Source organism: Pantoea sp. Seng (assembly GCF_009829935.1).
Taxonomy (GTDB): Bacteria; Pseudomonadota; Gammaproteobacteria; order Enterobacterales; family Enterobacteriaceae; genus Pantoea; species Pantoea communis.
Genome location: NZ_SZZV01000021.1, coordinates 77,604 through 93,011, shown reverse-complemented (window position 1 = coordinate 93,011; position 15,408 = coordinate 77,604). Strand labels below are relative to the sequence as shown.

The 15,408-nt window shown below is 56.3% G+C and carries 11 protein-coding genes; 6 read left to right on the top strand and 5 right to left on the bottom strand.

Translation table 11 applies throughout. The features are described 5' to 3' along the window. The first annotated feature begins 397 nt into the window (after window positions 1-397). The 3 genes from FD737_RS19790 (at window position 398) to FD737_RS19780 (ending at window position 3,636) form a co-directional block, all read left to right on the top strand. Complete coding sequence (locus tag FD737_RS19790; RefSeq protein ID WP_097118972.1) at window positions 398-607, top strand: DUF1471 domain-containing protein; 210 nt, start codon at window positions 398-400, stop codon at window positions 605-607. Window positions 608-822: 215 nt separating this feature from the next. After that, the gene (locus FD737_RS19785; protein WP_160834353.1) at window positions 823-1,872 is read left to right on the top strand and encodes a YncE family protein; all 1,050 of its coding nucleotides are present in this window, start codon (window positions 823-825) and stop codon (window positions 1,870-1,872) included. 123 nt (window positions 1,873-1,995) lie between these two features. Then, window positions 1,996-3,636: a dihydroxyacetone kinase subunit DhaK gene (locus tag FD737_RS19780; RefSeq protein WP_160834352.1), complete on the top strand. Its 1,641-nt coding sequence runs from the start codon at window positions 1,996-1,998 to the stop codon at window positions 3,634-3,636. A gap of 103 nt (window positions 3,637-3,739) precedes the next feature. On the opposite strand, the gene sbmA is transcribed toward FD737_RS19780, so the two are convergent. Continuing rightward, on the bottom strand, window positions 3,740-4,975 hold the full coding sequence (gene sbmA / locus FD737_RS19775; protein ID WP_034826847.1) for a peptide antibiotic transporter SbmA: 1,236 nt from the start codon (window positions 4,973-4,975) through the stop codon (window positions 3,740-3,742). 295 nt (window positions 4,976-5,270) lie between these two features. On the opposite strand from sbmA, the gene FD737_RS19770 reads away from it, so the two are divergent. From FD737_RS19770 to FD737_RS19760, 3 genes are read left to right on the top strand one after another with little or no spacing between them, the layout of a single operon-like run. Beyond that, window positions 5,271-6,005: a gluconate 2-dehydrogenase subunit 3 family protein gene (locus FD737_RS19770; RefSeq protein WP_058962216.1), complete on the top strand. Its 735-nt coding sequence runs from the start codon at window positions 5,271-5,273 to the stop codon at window positions 6,003-6,005. 2 nt (window positions 6,006-6,007) lie between these two features. Continuing rightward, the gene (locus tag FD737_RS19765; protein ID WP_160834351.1) at window positions 6,008-7,792 is read left to right on the top strand and encodes a GMC family oxidoreductase; all 1,785 of its coding nucleotides are present in this window, start codon (window positions 6,008-6,010) and stop codon (window positions 7,790-7,792) included. Window positions 7,793-7,803: 11 nt separating this feature from the next. Continuing rightward, window positions 7,804-9,123: a cytochrome c gene (locus FD737_RS19760; protein WP_097118975.1), complete on the top strand. Its 1,320-nt coding sequence runs from the start codon at window positions 7,804-7,806 to the stop codon at window positions 9,121-9,123. A 161-nt stretch (window positions 9,124-9,284) separates the two neighbouring features. On the opposite strand, the gene FD737_RS19755 is transcribed toward FD737_RS19760, so the two are convergent. From FD737_RS19755 to FD737_RS19740, 4 genes are all read right to left on the bottom strand, one after another. Then, the gene (locus FD737_RS19755; protein WP_160834350.1) at window positions 9,285-10,694 is read right to left on the bottom strand and encodes an MFS transporter; all 1,410 of its coding nucleotides are present in this window, start codon (window positions 10,692-10,694) and stop codon (window positions 9,285-9,287) included. 188 nt (window positions 10,695-10,882) lie between these two features. Next, window positions 10,883-12,403 carry a p-aminobenzoyl-glutamate transporter gene (gene abgT / locus FD737_RS19750; RefSeq protein ID WP_058962220.1) on the bottom strand — a complete coding sequence of 507 codons (1,521 nt, stop codon included), beginning with the start codon at window positions 12,401-12,403 and terminating at the stop codon, window positions 10,883-10,885. Between the two features lie 149 nt (window positions 12,404-12,552). Further along, window positions 12,553-13,992 carry a M20 family metallopeptidase gene (locus FD737_RS19745; RefSeq protein WP_160834349.1) on the bottom strand — a complete coding sequence of 480 codons (1,440 nt, stop codon included), beginning with the start codon at window positions 13,990-13,992 and terminating at the stop codon, window positions 12,553-12,555. Further along, complete coding sequence (locus FD737_RS19740) at window positions 13,989-15,302, bottom strand: amidohydrolase (RefSeq protein WP_160834348.1); 1,314 nt, start codon at window positions 15,300-15,302, stop codon at window positions 13,989-13,991. Before FD737_RS19740 ends, FD737_RS19745 begins: the two co-directional genes overlap by 4 nt. Window positions 15,303-15,408: the final 106 nt, after the last annotated feature.

The following is a 15,408-nucleotide window of genomic DNA, read 5'->3' as shown; positions in this document are numbered from 1 at the left end:
GCACATCCCTGTGCCGCCCCGCCTGCCGCCCGCGTCCTGCGGGCTATCCTGGCAGACTCATTCTGTTCGGCGCTGCGGATTGCCTGTCCCTAAGCGGCCCCAGCCTGCTTCTGAACACTTGTGCGTATTGTTAGCAATCTCTTTGAAATGCCTGCCTCAAGCCATGAACGGTGACAGATTGAAAAGCAGCTGTTTCAGACATAAATCCTGCACCACTCTAAAAACCCAGTTTTTTAACCCTTTGCACACAGGTTAATCCAAATGTGCTTTTTATATTCAAATTAATCGAATAACTACGGCAAATCTCTCTGCTTTTTTGTGATCGAATTCACGCCTATTATTTATCTCAACAAGGCGATGACGCCTTATCCGATAAAAAATCATTGAGGAAATGACCATGAAATCTATCAAAACTTTTGCTGCTGTTATCGCTCTCTCTGCTCTGCCATTCGCCAGCTTCGCGCAAAGCGTCACCGCATGTGCTTCAACACTGGATGGTGCAGAAGCGCAAATCGCTGCTCAGGCGCATAAAGCTGGTGCTTCCTATAAAGTGACTGAAGCCAACTTCAACAACGGCGTGCACATGACTGCCGAGTTGACCAAATAAGTCTGCGTTAACGATCTGTGCTGACAGGGTGCCTTAGGGTGCCCTGGCGGCGTTGGTAACTGCATAAAATTCTGTTACTTTCCTACCTAAATGATTACTATTCTCAAAAACTAACATCCTTCGTCGGCTCGCCTCGGGCTGTCATTCTGAAATTGGTTGCATTGTCGGGCTTTCACTTCACTGCCATGAGGCGGTGGATTTGCTATGGAGAAGTTATGAAAGCGATTAAAACAACATGGGCGTTACGTCCATTGCTGCTGGCAACGGCGCTGTTATCTTCCGCTGCGGTACTGGCAGCGGAGTCTCAGCCGCTGAACCAGGTGATTTCCAAAGGGGCTTACGAACTGGCGTTCAGCAACAGCGATAACGCGCTGTTCCTCGCCACGGCGCAAAACGCCAGCACCAAAGGCGGCACCGTTTATCGTCTCGATCCGCAGGATCTGTCGGTGAAGCAGACCATCAATACCGATCTGCCGACCTTTGGCGCCGCTATCAACCAGAAAACCAACACGCTGTTCTTCGGCAATACCCGTGATGCGGCGCTGACCTCGGTCGATGCCAGCAGCGGTAAAGTGCTGAACACGCTGGTGCTGGATGCGCGTAAGCGCAGCGAAACCGTCCGTCCACTGCAACCGCGTGAAGTGGCAGCGGATGCGGCAACCGATCGTGTGTATGTCACCGGCCTCGGTGAGCAGAGCGTGGTGTGGGTTGTGGATGGCAAAACCCTGAAGCTGGTCAGCACCGTACCGAACACCGGTAAAATGGGCACCGGCCTGGCCATCGATTCTGCGGCACAGAAGTTGTACGTAACCAACGCCGATGGCGAACTGGTGACCATCAATACGCGCCTGAACGCGATTGAAAAACGTCAGAAAATCGATGGCGACAAAGACCACTTCTTCCTGAATATCGCGCTGGATACCCAGGGCCATCGCATCTTCCTGAGCGACTCTAAACAGCCTCAGGTGCTGGTGCTGGATTCCCGCACTCAGCAGGTGATTCATAAGATTGATGTGCCAGAATCGCTGGCGGTACTGTTCAATGCCGACCGCAACGAGCTGTATGTGACGCACCGTAAAGCCGGCGAGATCAGCATCATCGACGCCAGCTCTTATAAAGTGAAGCGCACGGTGAAAGCACCGGGCCTGCCAAACAGCCTGGCGCTGTCAGCAGACGGTAAAGCGCTGTTTGTCAGCATCAAGCAGCCAGGCACCCGTAAAGAGCCACCAAAAAACCCGGATAGCGTCCTGCGCATCGCGCTGTAAGCGGCAGTTATCTGAAACTCAAGGGCGGCGTGTGCCGCCCTTTGCATTTCCGCACTTTCCTTCCCCGCTCGCCCCGCGATATACGCTACCTTTTACCTCGACAACACCAATGGAGAGGAAGCAATGAGCCAGTTTTTTATGCATGAGAAAAACGATCTGGTGAACAAAGCCATCGAAGGGGTTTTGCTGAGCACGCCATGGCATAACCTGAGCCGCCTCGATCTCGGTGATGAGATCCGCGTGGTGGTGCGCACAGATTGGGATAAGAGCAAAGTGGCGCTGATCTCCGGCGGCGGATCGGGCCATGAACCGGCGCACGCCGGTTTTGTCGGCAAAGGCATGCTCACGGCGGCGGTATGCGGCGATATCTTTGCCTCACCGAGCGTCGATGCGGTGCTCAATGCCATCATCAATGTCACGGGCGATGCAGGTTGTCTGCTGATTGTGAAGAACTACACCGGCGACCGGTTGAACTTCGGGCTGGCGGCGGAGAAAGCGAAAAATCTCGGCTACAACGTCGAGTTGGTGATGGTGCAGGACGATATTGCACTGCCCGAAAATCCTCAGCCGCGCGGCATCGCTGGAACCGTGTTGGTGCATAAGATCGCCGGTTTTGCCGCCGAGCAGGGGCAATCGCTGGATGAAGTTAAAGCGCTGGCGCAGCGTGCCATCGACGCCACCTCATCGATTGGGCTGGCATTTGCGACCTGCCATATCCCAGGCGAAAAGCGTGATGAACGTGTCGAAGCGGGCCACAGCGAGCTGGGCATGGGCATCCACGGCGAACCGGGCGTGGTGACACTGGATACCCAAAACAGTCGAAAAATCAGCAGTATTATGACCGATAAGCTGGCGCAGTCGCTGCCAGACGGCAAACAGGCGCTGCTGTTGATCAACAACCTCGGCGGCTTCTCCCAGCTGGAGCTGGCGGTGTTGACGCGCGAAGTATTGCAATCGCCACTGGCGGCGCGGGTTACCCACCTTATCGGTCCGGCAACCCTGGTCAGCGCTTTAGATATGAAAGGCTTCTCGCTGTCATTGCTGGCGCTGGAGGAACCCTTCCTTGAGGCACTCAATGCGCCGGTGCAGGTGCTGGGCTGGGTACCGGTCTATGATTTTGCACCGATCAGTTTACAGAGCGCGGAAAAAGTCGGCAGCGTGCTGGATTTCGATCCGTCCGACAACGCTGAAGTGGCAAAACATGTCGAGCGCGTGACGCAGACGTTGATCGATCTGGAAAGCGAACTCAATGCGCTGGATGCCAAAGTCGGCGACGGCGATACCGGCTCAACCTTTGCTGCGGGTGCGAAGAAGATTCAACGCGGCCTGCGTGACAAGCAGTTGCCGCTGGATGAGTTACCGACCTTAATGGCGCTGATCGGTGAGCAACTGGCGACGGTGATGGGCGGTTCAAGCGGCGTACTGATGTCGATTCTGTTCACCAGCGCCGGGCAAAAACTGGAAGAGGGCAGCGCACTGCCGCAGGCATTAATGCATGGTCTGGAGCGCATGAAGCATTACGGTGGCGCGCAGCCGGGGCATCGTACGTTAGTGGATGCGCTGCAACCGGCGCTGGAGGCGTTAGTGGCGGGTGAGTCACTGGCCGCTGCGGCGAAAGCCGCTCAGCAAGGCGCGGATGCCACGGCAAAAATGCAGAGTGCCAAAGCGGGACGTTCGGCTTATCTGAACCAACAAAGTCTGGATGGAGTGAAAGATCCGGGTGCGTATGCGGTTGAGAAGGTGTTTACGGTGTTAGCAGACTGATGGCAGCTGATTGATGAGAAGGGTAGCGGCGCGATTTATCGCGCGCACCTGAAGCGATATAACCGCTGACAGATGCGCAATAAATAACGCCGCTACAACAACCTTACTCCGCCGACTCGCGCATCATCTCTTGATGCGGGATATCCGACAGAATCTGCTCGAAACTGCGCAGACGTTTGTAGATCGACATCAGTTCGACCAGTGTTGACCAGGAGGAGATCAGATACTGGAACGATGAGCGCACCTGGTCAAACACGTTAGTAATCTGGTTGAGCAAACCGAGTGTGATGGTCCCGGCAACAATCGACGGAAACAGCAGGAACAGCCCAAACACGTTATCGACCTGCAGATAGAGAATGCGGGTGATGTTGAAATAGAGATAGTGGAAATAGAGACGGAAATAGTTAAAGCGCACGCGGCTAAACAGCTCATTTACCGTCGGCGGTGACGCGCGATCGGCGTTGTCTTCGCCATACACCAGCTCTTTACGATAGGCCGCTTCCACACGTTGATTGCGGAACTCCAGCCCTGGCAGCTTAATCCCGACGATTGCCAGCAGTCCGGTACCAAACACCGACCACAGCACCGCCGCAATCACCAACGCATACGGGATATTGCCCAACAGCGGGATATCTTTCACGTGATGTGACAGGGTGATCAACACCGGCAGGAACGCTACCAGCGTCATGATCGCCTGAATAAAACTCACGCCCCAATCTTCCAACGTGCTGGCAAATCGCATGGTGTCTTCCTGCACACGCTGAGCGGCACCTTCCACATGGCGCAGGCGCTGCCAGTTGTGCATGTAGTAATTGTTCATCGCGGTGCGCCAGCGGAACACCCAGTGGCTGATAAAGAATGAGTTCATCACGCCAATCACCACCGCAATCAATGCGATACCTAAAAAGGCAAGAACCTGCTGGTAAAATTCAGCAATCTGCACCGATCCGGCTTTGGTTAAGGCTTTTTGAATCAAGTCATAGAATGGACCATACCAGGCATTGACCGCTACGCCGACCTGCACACCAAACCAGGTGACAAAGATGATCAATGCTGCACCCCACACTGACCAGCGCTGCCACGGATGGTTATCGATCACCTTCCATGCAAGGGCGAAAATCGCTGCGACGATCCAGTAATAGGCATAAAACCATAGTTGGCTCGCATGAATAAAGCGGCTGGCATTGGTTGGCAATGGCTGCTGCATTGCGGCCTGTAGCGCAGGCCAGCGTGCTGGAAAATCATTGAAAAAGCCAAACCAGGCAAAAATCGCAATCAAACTCCAAATCGCGGCCGAGCTGAAAAACAGCGCTGGCCGCGGAAAATAGGACTTAAACATAGGCACTCCGCTGTTATGTGTACTCTTTTATACCGCGTCAGACAGTGCTTTGTCTGTTGTGGGTTGTATCTGACGATGACAGCATCGCTGCTGCGATGTAAAGCGACACCATGACTTGTTAAGTATTTTGTGCGCATTTGTTTCGAGAAACTAAATTAATAACAGTTGTGGTGTTACACTATGTGCACTGTTACCGGTAACAGTGACGCTGTATCCCTTAAGCCACAACTAAAAAAACAATACAACGCAACGAGTTAACTTTCATACCGCATTCATGTGGTAATGAGGCAATGTCATGTCAGAACAAAAAAATGGTCACAGTCGCAGGGATTTTCTGCTGAGAACCATCACCCTGGCGCCAGCGATGGCCGTTGGCGGTTCGGCAATGGGCGCGTTAGTGGTGCCGATGGCCGCAGGAGCAGCAGAGCAACCCGTCGCACCTCAACAAGCACGCGCTTATCAGCCAAGCTGGTTCACGGCGGAAGAGTTCGCCTTTATCACTGCGGCAGTGGCGCGCCTGATCCCCAATGATGAACGCGGTCCTGGCGCACTGGAAGCCGGTGTGCCGGAGTTTATCGATCGTCAAATGAACACGCCGTACGCCACCGGCAGCAACTGGTATATGCAGGGGCCGTTCAATCCCGATCTGCCTAAAGAGCTGGGTTATCAGTCTCCGCTGGTGCCGCAGCAGATTTATCGCCTGGGTCTGGCCGATGCCGATGGCTGGAGCAAAAAGCAGCACGGCAAAGTGTTCGCTGAGCTAACCGGCGAACAGCAGGACGCACTGCTGACCACGTTTGAGAGCGGTGAGGCACAGTTCCCGCAGCTCAATAGCAAAACCTTCTTCTCCTTCCTGCTGCAAAACACCCGCGAGGGTTACTTCAGCGATCCGATCCACGGTGGAAATCAGGGCATGGTGGGCTGGAAGCTGATTGGCTTCCCTGGCGCACGTGCCGACTTTATGGATTGGGTGGAGCGCGGGGAACGTTATCCGTTCCCGTCAGTGGATATTCGCGGAGAGAGGGCGTAACCGTGGCAAATGAATTGAAAAAAGTAGACGCGGTGGTGGTGGGTTTCGGCTGGGCCGGAGCCATCATGGCGAAAGAGCTGACCGAAGCCGGTCTGACGGTGGTGGCGCTGGAGCGCGGTCCACATCGTGATACCTATCCTGATGGATCCTATCCGCAGTCGATTGATGAACTGACCTATAACATCCGTAAAAAGTTGTTCCAGGATCTGTCGAAAAGCACCGTGACCATCCGTCACGATGCCTCGCAAACTGCGGTGCCGTATCGCCAGCTGGCGGCGTTTTTGCCGGGAACCGGCACCGGCGGTGCAGGTCTGCACTGGTCAGGCGTGCATTTCCGTGTCGATCCGGTGGAGCTGAATCTGCGCAGCCACTACGAGCAGCGCTACGGCAAAAACTTCATCCCGGAAGGCATGACCATTCAGGATTTCGGCGTCAGCTATGATGAGCTGGAGCCGTTCTTTGATCAGGCTGAGAAAGTGTTCGGTACATCCGGCAGCGCCTGGTCTATCAAAGGCAAACTGCAGGGCAAAGAGAAAGGGGGTAACCCTTACGCGCCGGATCGTTCCAGTGCTTTCCCACTGCCTGCGCAGAAGCGTACTTACTCGGCACAGCTGTTTGCCCAGGCTGCTGAATCAGTGGGTTATCATCCCTATGATATGCCGTCAGCCAACACCTCTGGCCCGTACACCAACACCTATGGTGCGCAGATGGGGCCGTGCAACTTCTGCGGTTACTGCAGCGGTTATGCCTGCTACATGTACTCCAAAGCTTCTCCGAACGTGAATATTCTGCCCGCGCTGCGTCAGGAGCCGAAGTTCGAACTGCGTAACAACTCCTACGTGCTGCGCGTCAATCTGACCGATGACAAGAAGCGCGCCACCGGCGTGACCTATCTGGATGGTCAGGGGCGTGAAGTGGTGCAGCCAGCGGATCTGGTGATCCTGTCTGCGTTCCAGTTCCACAACGTGCATCTGATGCTGCTGTCAGGCATCGGCAAACCGTACAACCCGATCAGCAACGAAGGTGTGGTGGGTCGTAACTTCGCCTATCAGAACATCTCGACCCTGAAAGCGCTGTTCGACAAAAACACCACCACCAACCCGTTTATTGGTGCGGGCGGTGCGGGCGTGGCAGTGGATGACTTCAACGCAGACAACTTCGACCACGGCCCACATGGTTTTGTTGGCGGCTCCCCGTTCTGGGTGAACCAGGCGGGTACCAAACCGATCTCCGGTTTGCCGACGCCGAAAGGCACGCCAAACTGGGGCAGCCAGTGGAAAGCCGCTGTGGCTGATACCTATAACCATCATATTTCGATGGATGCGCACGGCGCGCACCAGTCGTATCGCGCCAACTATCTCGATCTCGATCCGAACTACAAAGATGTCTATGGCCAGCCGCTGCTGCGCATGACCTTTGACTGGCAGGACAACGACATCAAGATGGCGCAGTTTATGGTCGGCAAGATGCGCAAGATCACCGAAGCGATGAACCCGAAAATGATCATCGGCGGCGCCAAAGGACCAGGCTCTCACTTCGATACCACCGTGTACCAGACCACGCATATGAGCGGCGGTGCGATCATGGGTGAAGATCCGAAAACCAGTGCGGTGAACCGTTATCTGCAGAGCTGGGATGTGCCTAACGTGTTTGTGCCAGGTGCCTCTGCGTTCCCGCAGGGCCTCGGCTATAACCCAACCGGCATGGTGGCGGCGCTGAGCTATTGGTCAGCTAAAGCTATCCGCGAACAGTATCTGAAGAACCCCGGCCCCCTGGTTCAGGCATAAGGAACACGGCGATGATCAAAAGCATTTTGGCCCTGTTTCTGGGCACGATGACGTTCGCCGCAGTGGCGGACGAAGCAGGTTCGGACGCTCTGGTGAAGCGCGGTGAGTATCTGGCACGCGCGGGTGACTGCGTAGCCTGCCATAGCACCGAGGGCGGCAAGCCGTTTGCCGGTGGATTGCCGATGGCGACACCAATTGGCACCATTTACTCCACTAACATCACCCCGGATAAAACCACCGGTATTGGTGACTACAGCTACGACGATTTCCAGAAAGCGGTGCGTCATGGCGTGGCGAAAAATGGCGAGACGCTCTATCCGGCGATGCCATATCCGTCCTACGCGGTAGTCAGCGATGAAGACATGCAGGCGCTGTATGCCTACTTTATGCATGGCGTACAGCCGGTGGCGCAGGCTAACAAAGACAGCGACATTCCCTGGCCGTTGTCGATGCGCTGGCCGCTCTCCATCTGGCGTGGCATCTTCGCGCCAGACGTGAAAGCGTTCCAGCCCGCCGCGCAGGAAGATCCGGCGCTGGCGCGCGGTCGCTATCTGGTGGAAGGTCTGGGTCACTGCGGTGCCTGCCATACACCGCGTAGCATCACCATGCAGGAAAAAGCGCTGACCAACGGCGAAGGCAATGATTACCTGTCAGGCAGTAGCGCACCGATTGATGGCTGGACCGCCAGCAATCTGCGCGGTGACAACCGTGATGGTTTAGGCCGCTGGAGCGAAGACGATCTGAAGCAGTTCCTGCGCTTTGGCCGCAACGATCACACCGCCGTATTTGGTGGCATGACCGATGTGGTGCAGCACAGCCTGCAGTATCTCAACGATGAAGATATCAGCGCGATTGCTAAATATCTGAAGTCGCTGGGTGCGAAGGATGCCAGCCAGACGGTGTTCACGCAGGATGATGCGGTCGCCAAAGCGTTGTGGAAGGGCGATGACAGCCAGCCAGGTGCTTCGGTGTATGTCGATAGCTGTGCGGCCTGTCATAAGACCGACGGCAGCGGTTATCAACGTTTCTACCCGGCACTGCGCGGCAATCCGGTCGTCATGGCGGAGGACCCGACCTCGCTGATACACATCGTATTGGTGGGCGGCACCTTGCCTGGCGTGCAGGGCGCTCCGTCAGCCATCACCATGCCGGCATTCGGTTGGCGTCTGAACGACAACCAGGTGGCAGATGTGGTGAACTTTATCCGTGGCAGCTGGGGTAATGGCGTGAAGTCGACGGTGACGGCGAAGGATGTGGCGAAGCTACGCAAGGATGAGGCGGTCGAGTCGAAGCAGGGCAGCGCGGACATTAAGGTGCTGGAAGGGCAGTAAAGTGACATAAAGCGGGGCGCAAATTTGCGTACCGCTTTAACCAGATAGGGCCGCCATTTTCATCATTGGCGGCCTTTTTACAAAACGCCAGACCCTAAGCGGCTCCAGACTGCGTTATCACCCGTTACTTACCGCTGGATATCAAGACTCCTTACGTCTTGTTAAATATTCTCCAAATCCAGCCCGCGTGTTTTCGGACCGTAAATCCCCACTGACAGCATCACCATCAGCATGCTCAGCACGATAAAGACGATCACGCCCTGGCTGCCGGCGTACTGCAAAATAATGCCGATCAAAATGCTGCTGAACACCGTGGACAGGCGGCTAAAGGAGTAGCAGAAGCCGACCGCACGCGCGCGAATATGCGTCGGGAAAATCTCGGTCTGATAGGCGTGGTAGCTAAAGGTCAGCCACGCGTTGCTGTAGGTGATCAGGAAGCCACAGATGATCATCAGCACCGGATTGGTTGCCAGCGCGAACAGCGTGCCGAATACCACGGTCATCAGGGAGGAGAAAACGATCTGCCATTTGTTCTCGAGCTTATCGGCGTAGCGACTGCAAATCAGTGAGCCGAGCGGATAAGCCAGGGTGATAAAGAACGCATACAGCAGGCTGTGGGTCACCGTTGCGCCTTTGCCGGACAGCAGTGCAGGCAGCCAGTTACCGAAGCCGAAGAAGCCAATTGCCTGGAAGAAGTTCATCACTACCAGCATCAGCGTACGCTTGCGGTAAGCGGGGGACCAAATCTCGCTGAAGCGACCTTTTTTTGGCAACGCTGCTGCGGCATCGCTGTCAGAGAAATCTTCGCCCGGCGCAATCCCGCAGCGTTTTTCCATCTCACTCAGCACCTTATGCGCTTCCTGATGACGGCCCTGCTGCGCCAGCCAGCGCGCCGATTCCGGCAGGTTTTTACGAATCAGCCAGATCACCAGCGAGCAAACCGCACCGGCGATCACCACCCAGCGCCAGCCTTCAAGGTTGAGAATAGTTTGCGGTACCAGCCACCATGACATCAGCGCCACGGCAGGCACCGACAGGAACTGGATAAAGAAAGAGTAGGCAAAGGCGCGGCTGCGCAGATGAGCAGGCACCCATTCGGACAGATAGGTATCAATGGTCACCAGCTCAACACCGAGGCCGATACCGACCAGGAAGCGGAACAGGATGATCATTTCAGCGCTCTGCTGGAAGGCCATCAACAGCGAGAACACGCCGTACCATGCCAGTGCGCACATAAATGTCAGGCGACGACCAAAGCGATCGGCATAGGGAGCCAGCAGGCTGGCACCGACAAACAGGCCGAGGAAAGTCGCCGAGGCGAAGGCGGCCTGGTCGGCAATGCCGAACACCCCTTCCGAGCCGGTATGAAACACGCCAGCTGCCAGCAGACCAGAACTGATATAGCCGGTTTCAAACAGATCGTAGAGCTCAAAAAAACCGCCCAGCGCCAGCAGCGTAATAAAACGCCATAAGCCTGCGGATGAGGGCAGTGCATCGATGCGCCCGGCTAAGGTGCGGCGATCCGCTGCGATGTGATCGTTCGCCATCCCTGTCGAAGTGATTGTTGTCATTATTGGATAAACCTCGGTGTTTGCAGAACTCGCACGGTTTTATGGGTTTTAAAAATAATTAACCGTTAGCAAGCGAAGGAATAGCAGGATAATCAATTCATCGCGGGTTGCCGAGAGGGGCAACGGTGACATTTTCGCAATCTACGTTGCAGTTCACAGAAGTGTGGTCGCCGTCCATGGCGATGCGATTAATGCAGGCTGGGGTAAACGCCCGGTCCAATCGGTAAACCCAGTGCGTACCATGCCAGCAGCAGGATGATCCAGCTGATAAAGAACACCACCGGATACGGGAAGATCAGCACATAATAGGTGCCAAGTTGCGCATCTTTTTGGTATCGCTGCAGGAATCCGAGGAACAGCGGCAGGAACGGTGACATCGGCGCGAGGGGCAATACGGCAGAATCCGCGATACGGAAAATCATCTGCGCGAAGGCCGGATGGAATCCGAGCAGCATAAACATCGGCACGAACACTGGCGCCAGAATCGACCAGATGGCTGAGCCGCTGGCAATAAACATGCACAAGAATGCCGACAGGAACATCAAACCGAGGAACGCGGGCGCGCCACTGATGCCGGCACTTTCCAGCATATCGGTCAGACCGATCGCCATGAATTTGCCCATGTTGCTCCAGTTAAAGAAGGCGACAAACTGCGACAGCGGGAACACCATCACAATAAAGCCCGCCATGCTCTTCATCGGATCCACCAGCAGCTGCGGGATGTCATCGGCCCGACGGATTTGCTTTGTCACGGCGCCGTAAGCAATCGCCACCACAAAGAAGAACAGGATGATGATCGGCACAATGCCCTGAATAAACGGCGAAGGAATGATGCCGCCGGTTTTCGGGTTACGCAGGGGGGCATGTTCTGGCACCACCAGCAGGGCCATCAGGGCGATAAACACCAGCGCGGCAATGCCCGCAGCCCGCAGGCCCCGGTTCTCCAGCGCGGTCAGCGGCGGCAGGCGATCGTTGTTGCCGCCGTTCCACGCAGGAAGACGCGGCTCGACAAACTTATCAGTAAGGATGGCACCGGCAATCGTCAGCACAATCACCGAGCTGGCCATAAAGAACCAGTTATCGATCACACTCACGTGCACGGTATCGCTCACCGCTTTCGCGGCTTCGGTACTGATGCCGGAGAGCAGCACGTCGGTGGTGACGATCAGCAGGTTGGCGGTAAAGCCGGAAGCGACACCCGCGATAGCCGCCAGTAAACCCGCCACCGGATGACGACCCACGGCGAGGAAGATCAGCGCGCCCAGCGGTGGCATCACCACCAGTGCGGCATCCGATGAGATATGGCTGAAGAAGGCGATAAACAGCACCATATAGCTGGCGTAGCGGCGGCTGACGCGTGAGGCCATCTTCACCATCAGCGATTGCAGCAGGCCGACTTTCTCTGCTAAACCCGCACCAATCACCAGCGCCAGAATGGACCCCAGTGGCGTGAAGCCGCTGAAGTTTTTGATGATGTTAGGCAGAATCCATTGAATCCCGGCCACGCTCAGCAGGTTGTTGACCCGCACCAGTTCGCCATTGGTGGGATTTTTCACTGCCAGATCGAAGTAGCTGATAATCGCGGTGGCGACCATCAATACCACGATCAAATAGACAAACAGTAAGAACGGGTTGGGCACTTTGTTGCCGACCCGCTCAATCCAGCTAAACAGCTTCCCTGGGCTGCGGTTCTCCGTGGTCACTTCCATCGGTTATTCCTCGTCATGTCTGTTGTATTTGCGCCCGTCATACTTCAAGCCGCTGAGGCGACTCGAAGTATGACGGGCTTTAGTTTTTATTTTTTTGGTTACTGCATCCGGGTTTGCGCCGGATTGAATCTTTTATGCCGCTAAGGCTTTTATAATTTTGATGGCGTCACATCTGCCGGAATCGGGCAGCTGTAGGGCTGTTCGCGGCGCACGCGCTGGAACTCTTCGCGGCAGCGCGCCAGTGCTTCTTCATCCTGCAACAAGGTCAGCGCGGTGGCGGCCATCACTTTGGCGGCCAGACACATGCCTTTATGGCCCAGCGAAGTGCGGCCCTGCGCCACCAGTTGCCAGGTGTGCAGCGGGGTACCAAAGGCGAAGCAAGGCGCAAAGCACTGCGCGGTTGGCGTCACCCAACTCACATCGCCGACATCGGTTGAGCCATACAGCAGCTCGCGCGTTATGGCATACGGTGCCACTTCATCCATCAAAATTTTGTCGCCCAGCGCCTCGGTCCATGCCACGCCTGCCTCGCCGCCGGTGCGCGCTGCGTTCAAACGCGCATTGCGCAGATCGTCCTTCGTTAGCGTGGCACGAATCTCGGCGGCGAACTGCTGCTCCTCCGCGCTGTACTCGGGCAAGCCAAACTGATGCAAGTTGCGCTCCATCACCGCTTCCAGCGCGCGATTCGGCACATAGTTGGAGCAGGCTTTATCGAAGCGCACCGTCATGGTGGTGTCGGTCATCAGGGCCGCGCCTTTGGCGATATTGATCACCCGCTGATAAATATCCTGTGCCTGATCGAGTTCTGGCGCGCGGATCAGATACAGCACTTCGGCATCGGCTTGCACCACATTGGGGGAAACACCGCCGGTGTTAGTCACGGCGTAGTGCACACGCGCTTCCTGCACGATGTGCTCGCGCAGGAAGTTGGCACCGGTGTTCATCAGCGTCACGGCATCCAGCGCACTGCGTCCCAGATGCGGCGAGTTAGCGGCGTGCGCGGCCACGCCTTTGAAGTGAAATGCGGCCTGGATATTGGCCAGCGTGCTGAGGTTGAACATGCCGCTGAAGCCTTCAGGATGCCAGGTGACAGCGGCATCCACGTCATCAAACAGCCCTTCGCGTACCATAAAGGTTTTGCCAGAACCGCCTTCCTCGCCTGGGCAACCGTAAAAGCGTAGCGTGCCGCGCTGGCCGTTTTCTGCCCACCATGCCTTGATGGCAAAGGCCGCGGCCAGTCCGGCGGTGCCCAGCAGGTTGTGGCCGCAGCCGTGCCCGTTGCCGTTTTCCACCAGTGGTTGTGGTGTGGCGCAGCCTGATTGCTGGCTCAAACCGGCCAGTGCATCAAACTCACCGAGGATAGCAATCACCGGTTTTCCACTGCCGATGCTGGCGATAAAGGCGGTGTCGATATTGCCGACGCCACGCTCGACGGCAAAGCCTTCCTGCTCCAGCGCATCGGCCAGAATGGCGGCGGATTGCGTCTCTTCAAAGCGGGTTTCCGGTACATCCCAGATAGCATCGCTAAGGGCGGTGAAGCGCGGCTGGTTTTCGTTGATGTAACGATCGATAAAATCGTGATGGCTCATCGCTGACCTCCAAACTGTGCCTGGTTCAGCGCCAGCGTCGCGAGGGTTTGCACCGCTGTGGCCATAATCGCTTCGTCAAAATCGAACTTCGCGTTGTGGTGGCCTGCCGCCAGATCGCAACCAAAGATCACATAGGATGACTGACCGCCACGCTGCTGCACGCGCTCCAGCATGTATGTGGCATCTTCCGAACCCGCCGCCTGCTTTTTGGTATCCACTACCGAGGTGAAAATCCCCATGGCATCGGCCTGCTGGTGGATAAAATCGACCCACGGCTGGCTTGGGGTACAACTGCGTGCGCCACCCATTAGTTTGATGTCGTACTCAACGCCATACATCGCCGCCGCGCCGGAAATCACGCGCAGGGCTTGCTGATAGATGTCATCGTTAACCTGATTGCTGACGCCACGGGTTTCCACTTTCATCAGGGCATAATCGGGTACCACGTTGCGTCCGGAGCCTGCCTGCAGCACACCTACGTTGACGCGTGCGACACCGCCGCTGTGTTGTGGCAGGTTATGCAGCGCCAGTGTAGCTTGCGCGGCGGCCAGCAAGGCGTTACGACCCTCTTCTGGTTTACCGCCCGCATGCGCGCCGACGCCGGTGAAATTGACGTCCAGTTTGGTGGTGGCCAGGAAGCTGTCGCTGCCGCAAACGATTTCGCCAGCAGGTACGCCTGTGCCGAGATGGATAGCGGTAAACAGATCCACATCATCCACCACGCCTGCGGCCACCATCGCTTTAGCGCCACGCACGCCCTCTTCGGCAGGCTGGAAGATGATCTTAATGGTGCCGCTGAGCTGATCTTTCATCTCCATCAACACACCCGCCAGCGCCAGGCCGATAGTAGTATGGCCGTCGTGGCCGCAGGCGTGCATCATGCCGGAGTTGCAGGAGGCAAATCCTTCACGGGTAGGGATGTGGTCGGCATCACGGCTTTCGTTCTGGTCCAGCGCATCCATATCGACACGGAAGCCCATCACCGGGCCGGGACGACCGGTCTCCAGCGTGGCGACTACGCCGCAGAAGCCGCCTGAGAAATGCGAGATCCACTGTGGCAGTGCGCCTTGCTCCAGTGCACGGGCTTCCTGTTGTGCCAGTACCTCGTCAGAAGGTAAGCCCATGCGCGCATCGGCATCGATCACGTCGCGGCCGAGCTTGAGCTGATAACCAAGACGATGCAGCTCTTCGGCCACTATCGTTGCAGTACGGAACTCCAGCCAGCCCGATTCGGCAAAATGGTGCAGATCGCGACGCCAGCTTTGCATCTGTGGAATCCGCGCGTTGACGAGGTCGGAGAGGGTTTTCATCGGCATATCCTTTGTGTTGGTTTTTTATGCATTATCCCGAATCTACACAATGGTATTGGTGCGCATAAGATGCGAATATCTTGTCACTGATAAACAACGGTTATCA

Excerpts from the sequence above, each read along its gene's own strand:
- FD737_RS19790 (WP_097118972.1), top strand. The coding sequence starts at position 398 with ATGAAATCTATCAAAACTTTTGCTGCTGTTATCGCTCTCTCTGCTCTG.
- FD737_RS19745 (WP_160834349.1), bottom strand. The coding sequence starts at position 13,992 with ATGAGCCATCACGATTTTATCGATCGTTACATCAACGAAAACCAGCCG.
- FD737_RS19785 (WP_160834353.1), top strand. The coding sequence starts at position 823 with ATGAAAGCGATTAAAACAACATGGGCGTTACGTCCATTGCTGCTGGCA.
- FD737_RS19770 (WP_058962216.1), top strand. The coding sequence starts at position 5,271 with ATGTCAGAACAAAAAAATGGTCACAGTCGCAGGGATTTTCTGCTGAGA.
- FD737_RS19760 (WP_097118975.1), top strand. The coding sequence starts at position 7,804 with ATGATCAAAAGCATTTTGGCCCTGTTTCTGGGCACGATGACGTTCGCC.
- FD737_RS19780 (WP_160834352.1), top strand. The coding sequence starts at position 1,996 with ATGAGCCAGTTTTTTATGCATGAGAAAAACGATCTGGTGAACAAAGCC.
- abgT (WP_058962220.1), bottom strand. The coding sequence starts at position 12,403 with ATGGAAGTGACCACGGAGAACCGCAGCCCAGGGAAGCTGTTTAGCTGG.
- FD737_RS19740 (WP_160834348.1), bottom strand. The coding sequence starts at position 15,302 with ATGAAAACCCTCTCCGACCTCGTCAACGCGCGGATTCCACAGATGCAA.
- sbmA (WP_034826847.1), bottom strand. The coding sequence starts at position 4,975 with ATGTTTAAGTCCTATTTTCCGCGGCCAGCGCTGTTTTTCAGCTCGGCC.
- FD737_RS19755 (WP_160834350.1), bottom strand. The coding sequence starts at position 10,694 with ATGACAACAATCACTTCGACAGGGATGGCGAACGATCACATCGCAGCG.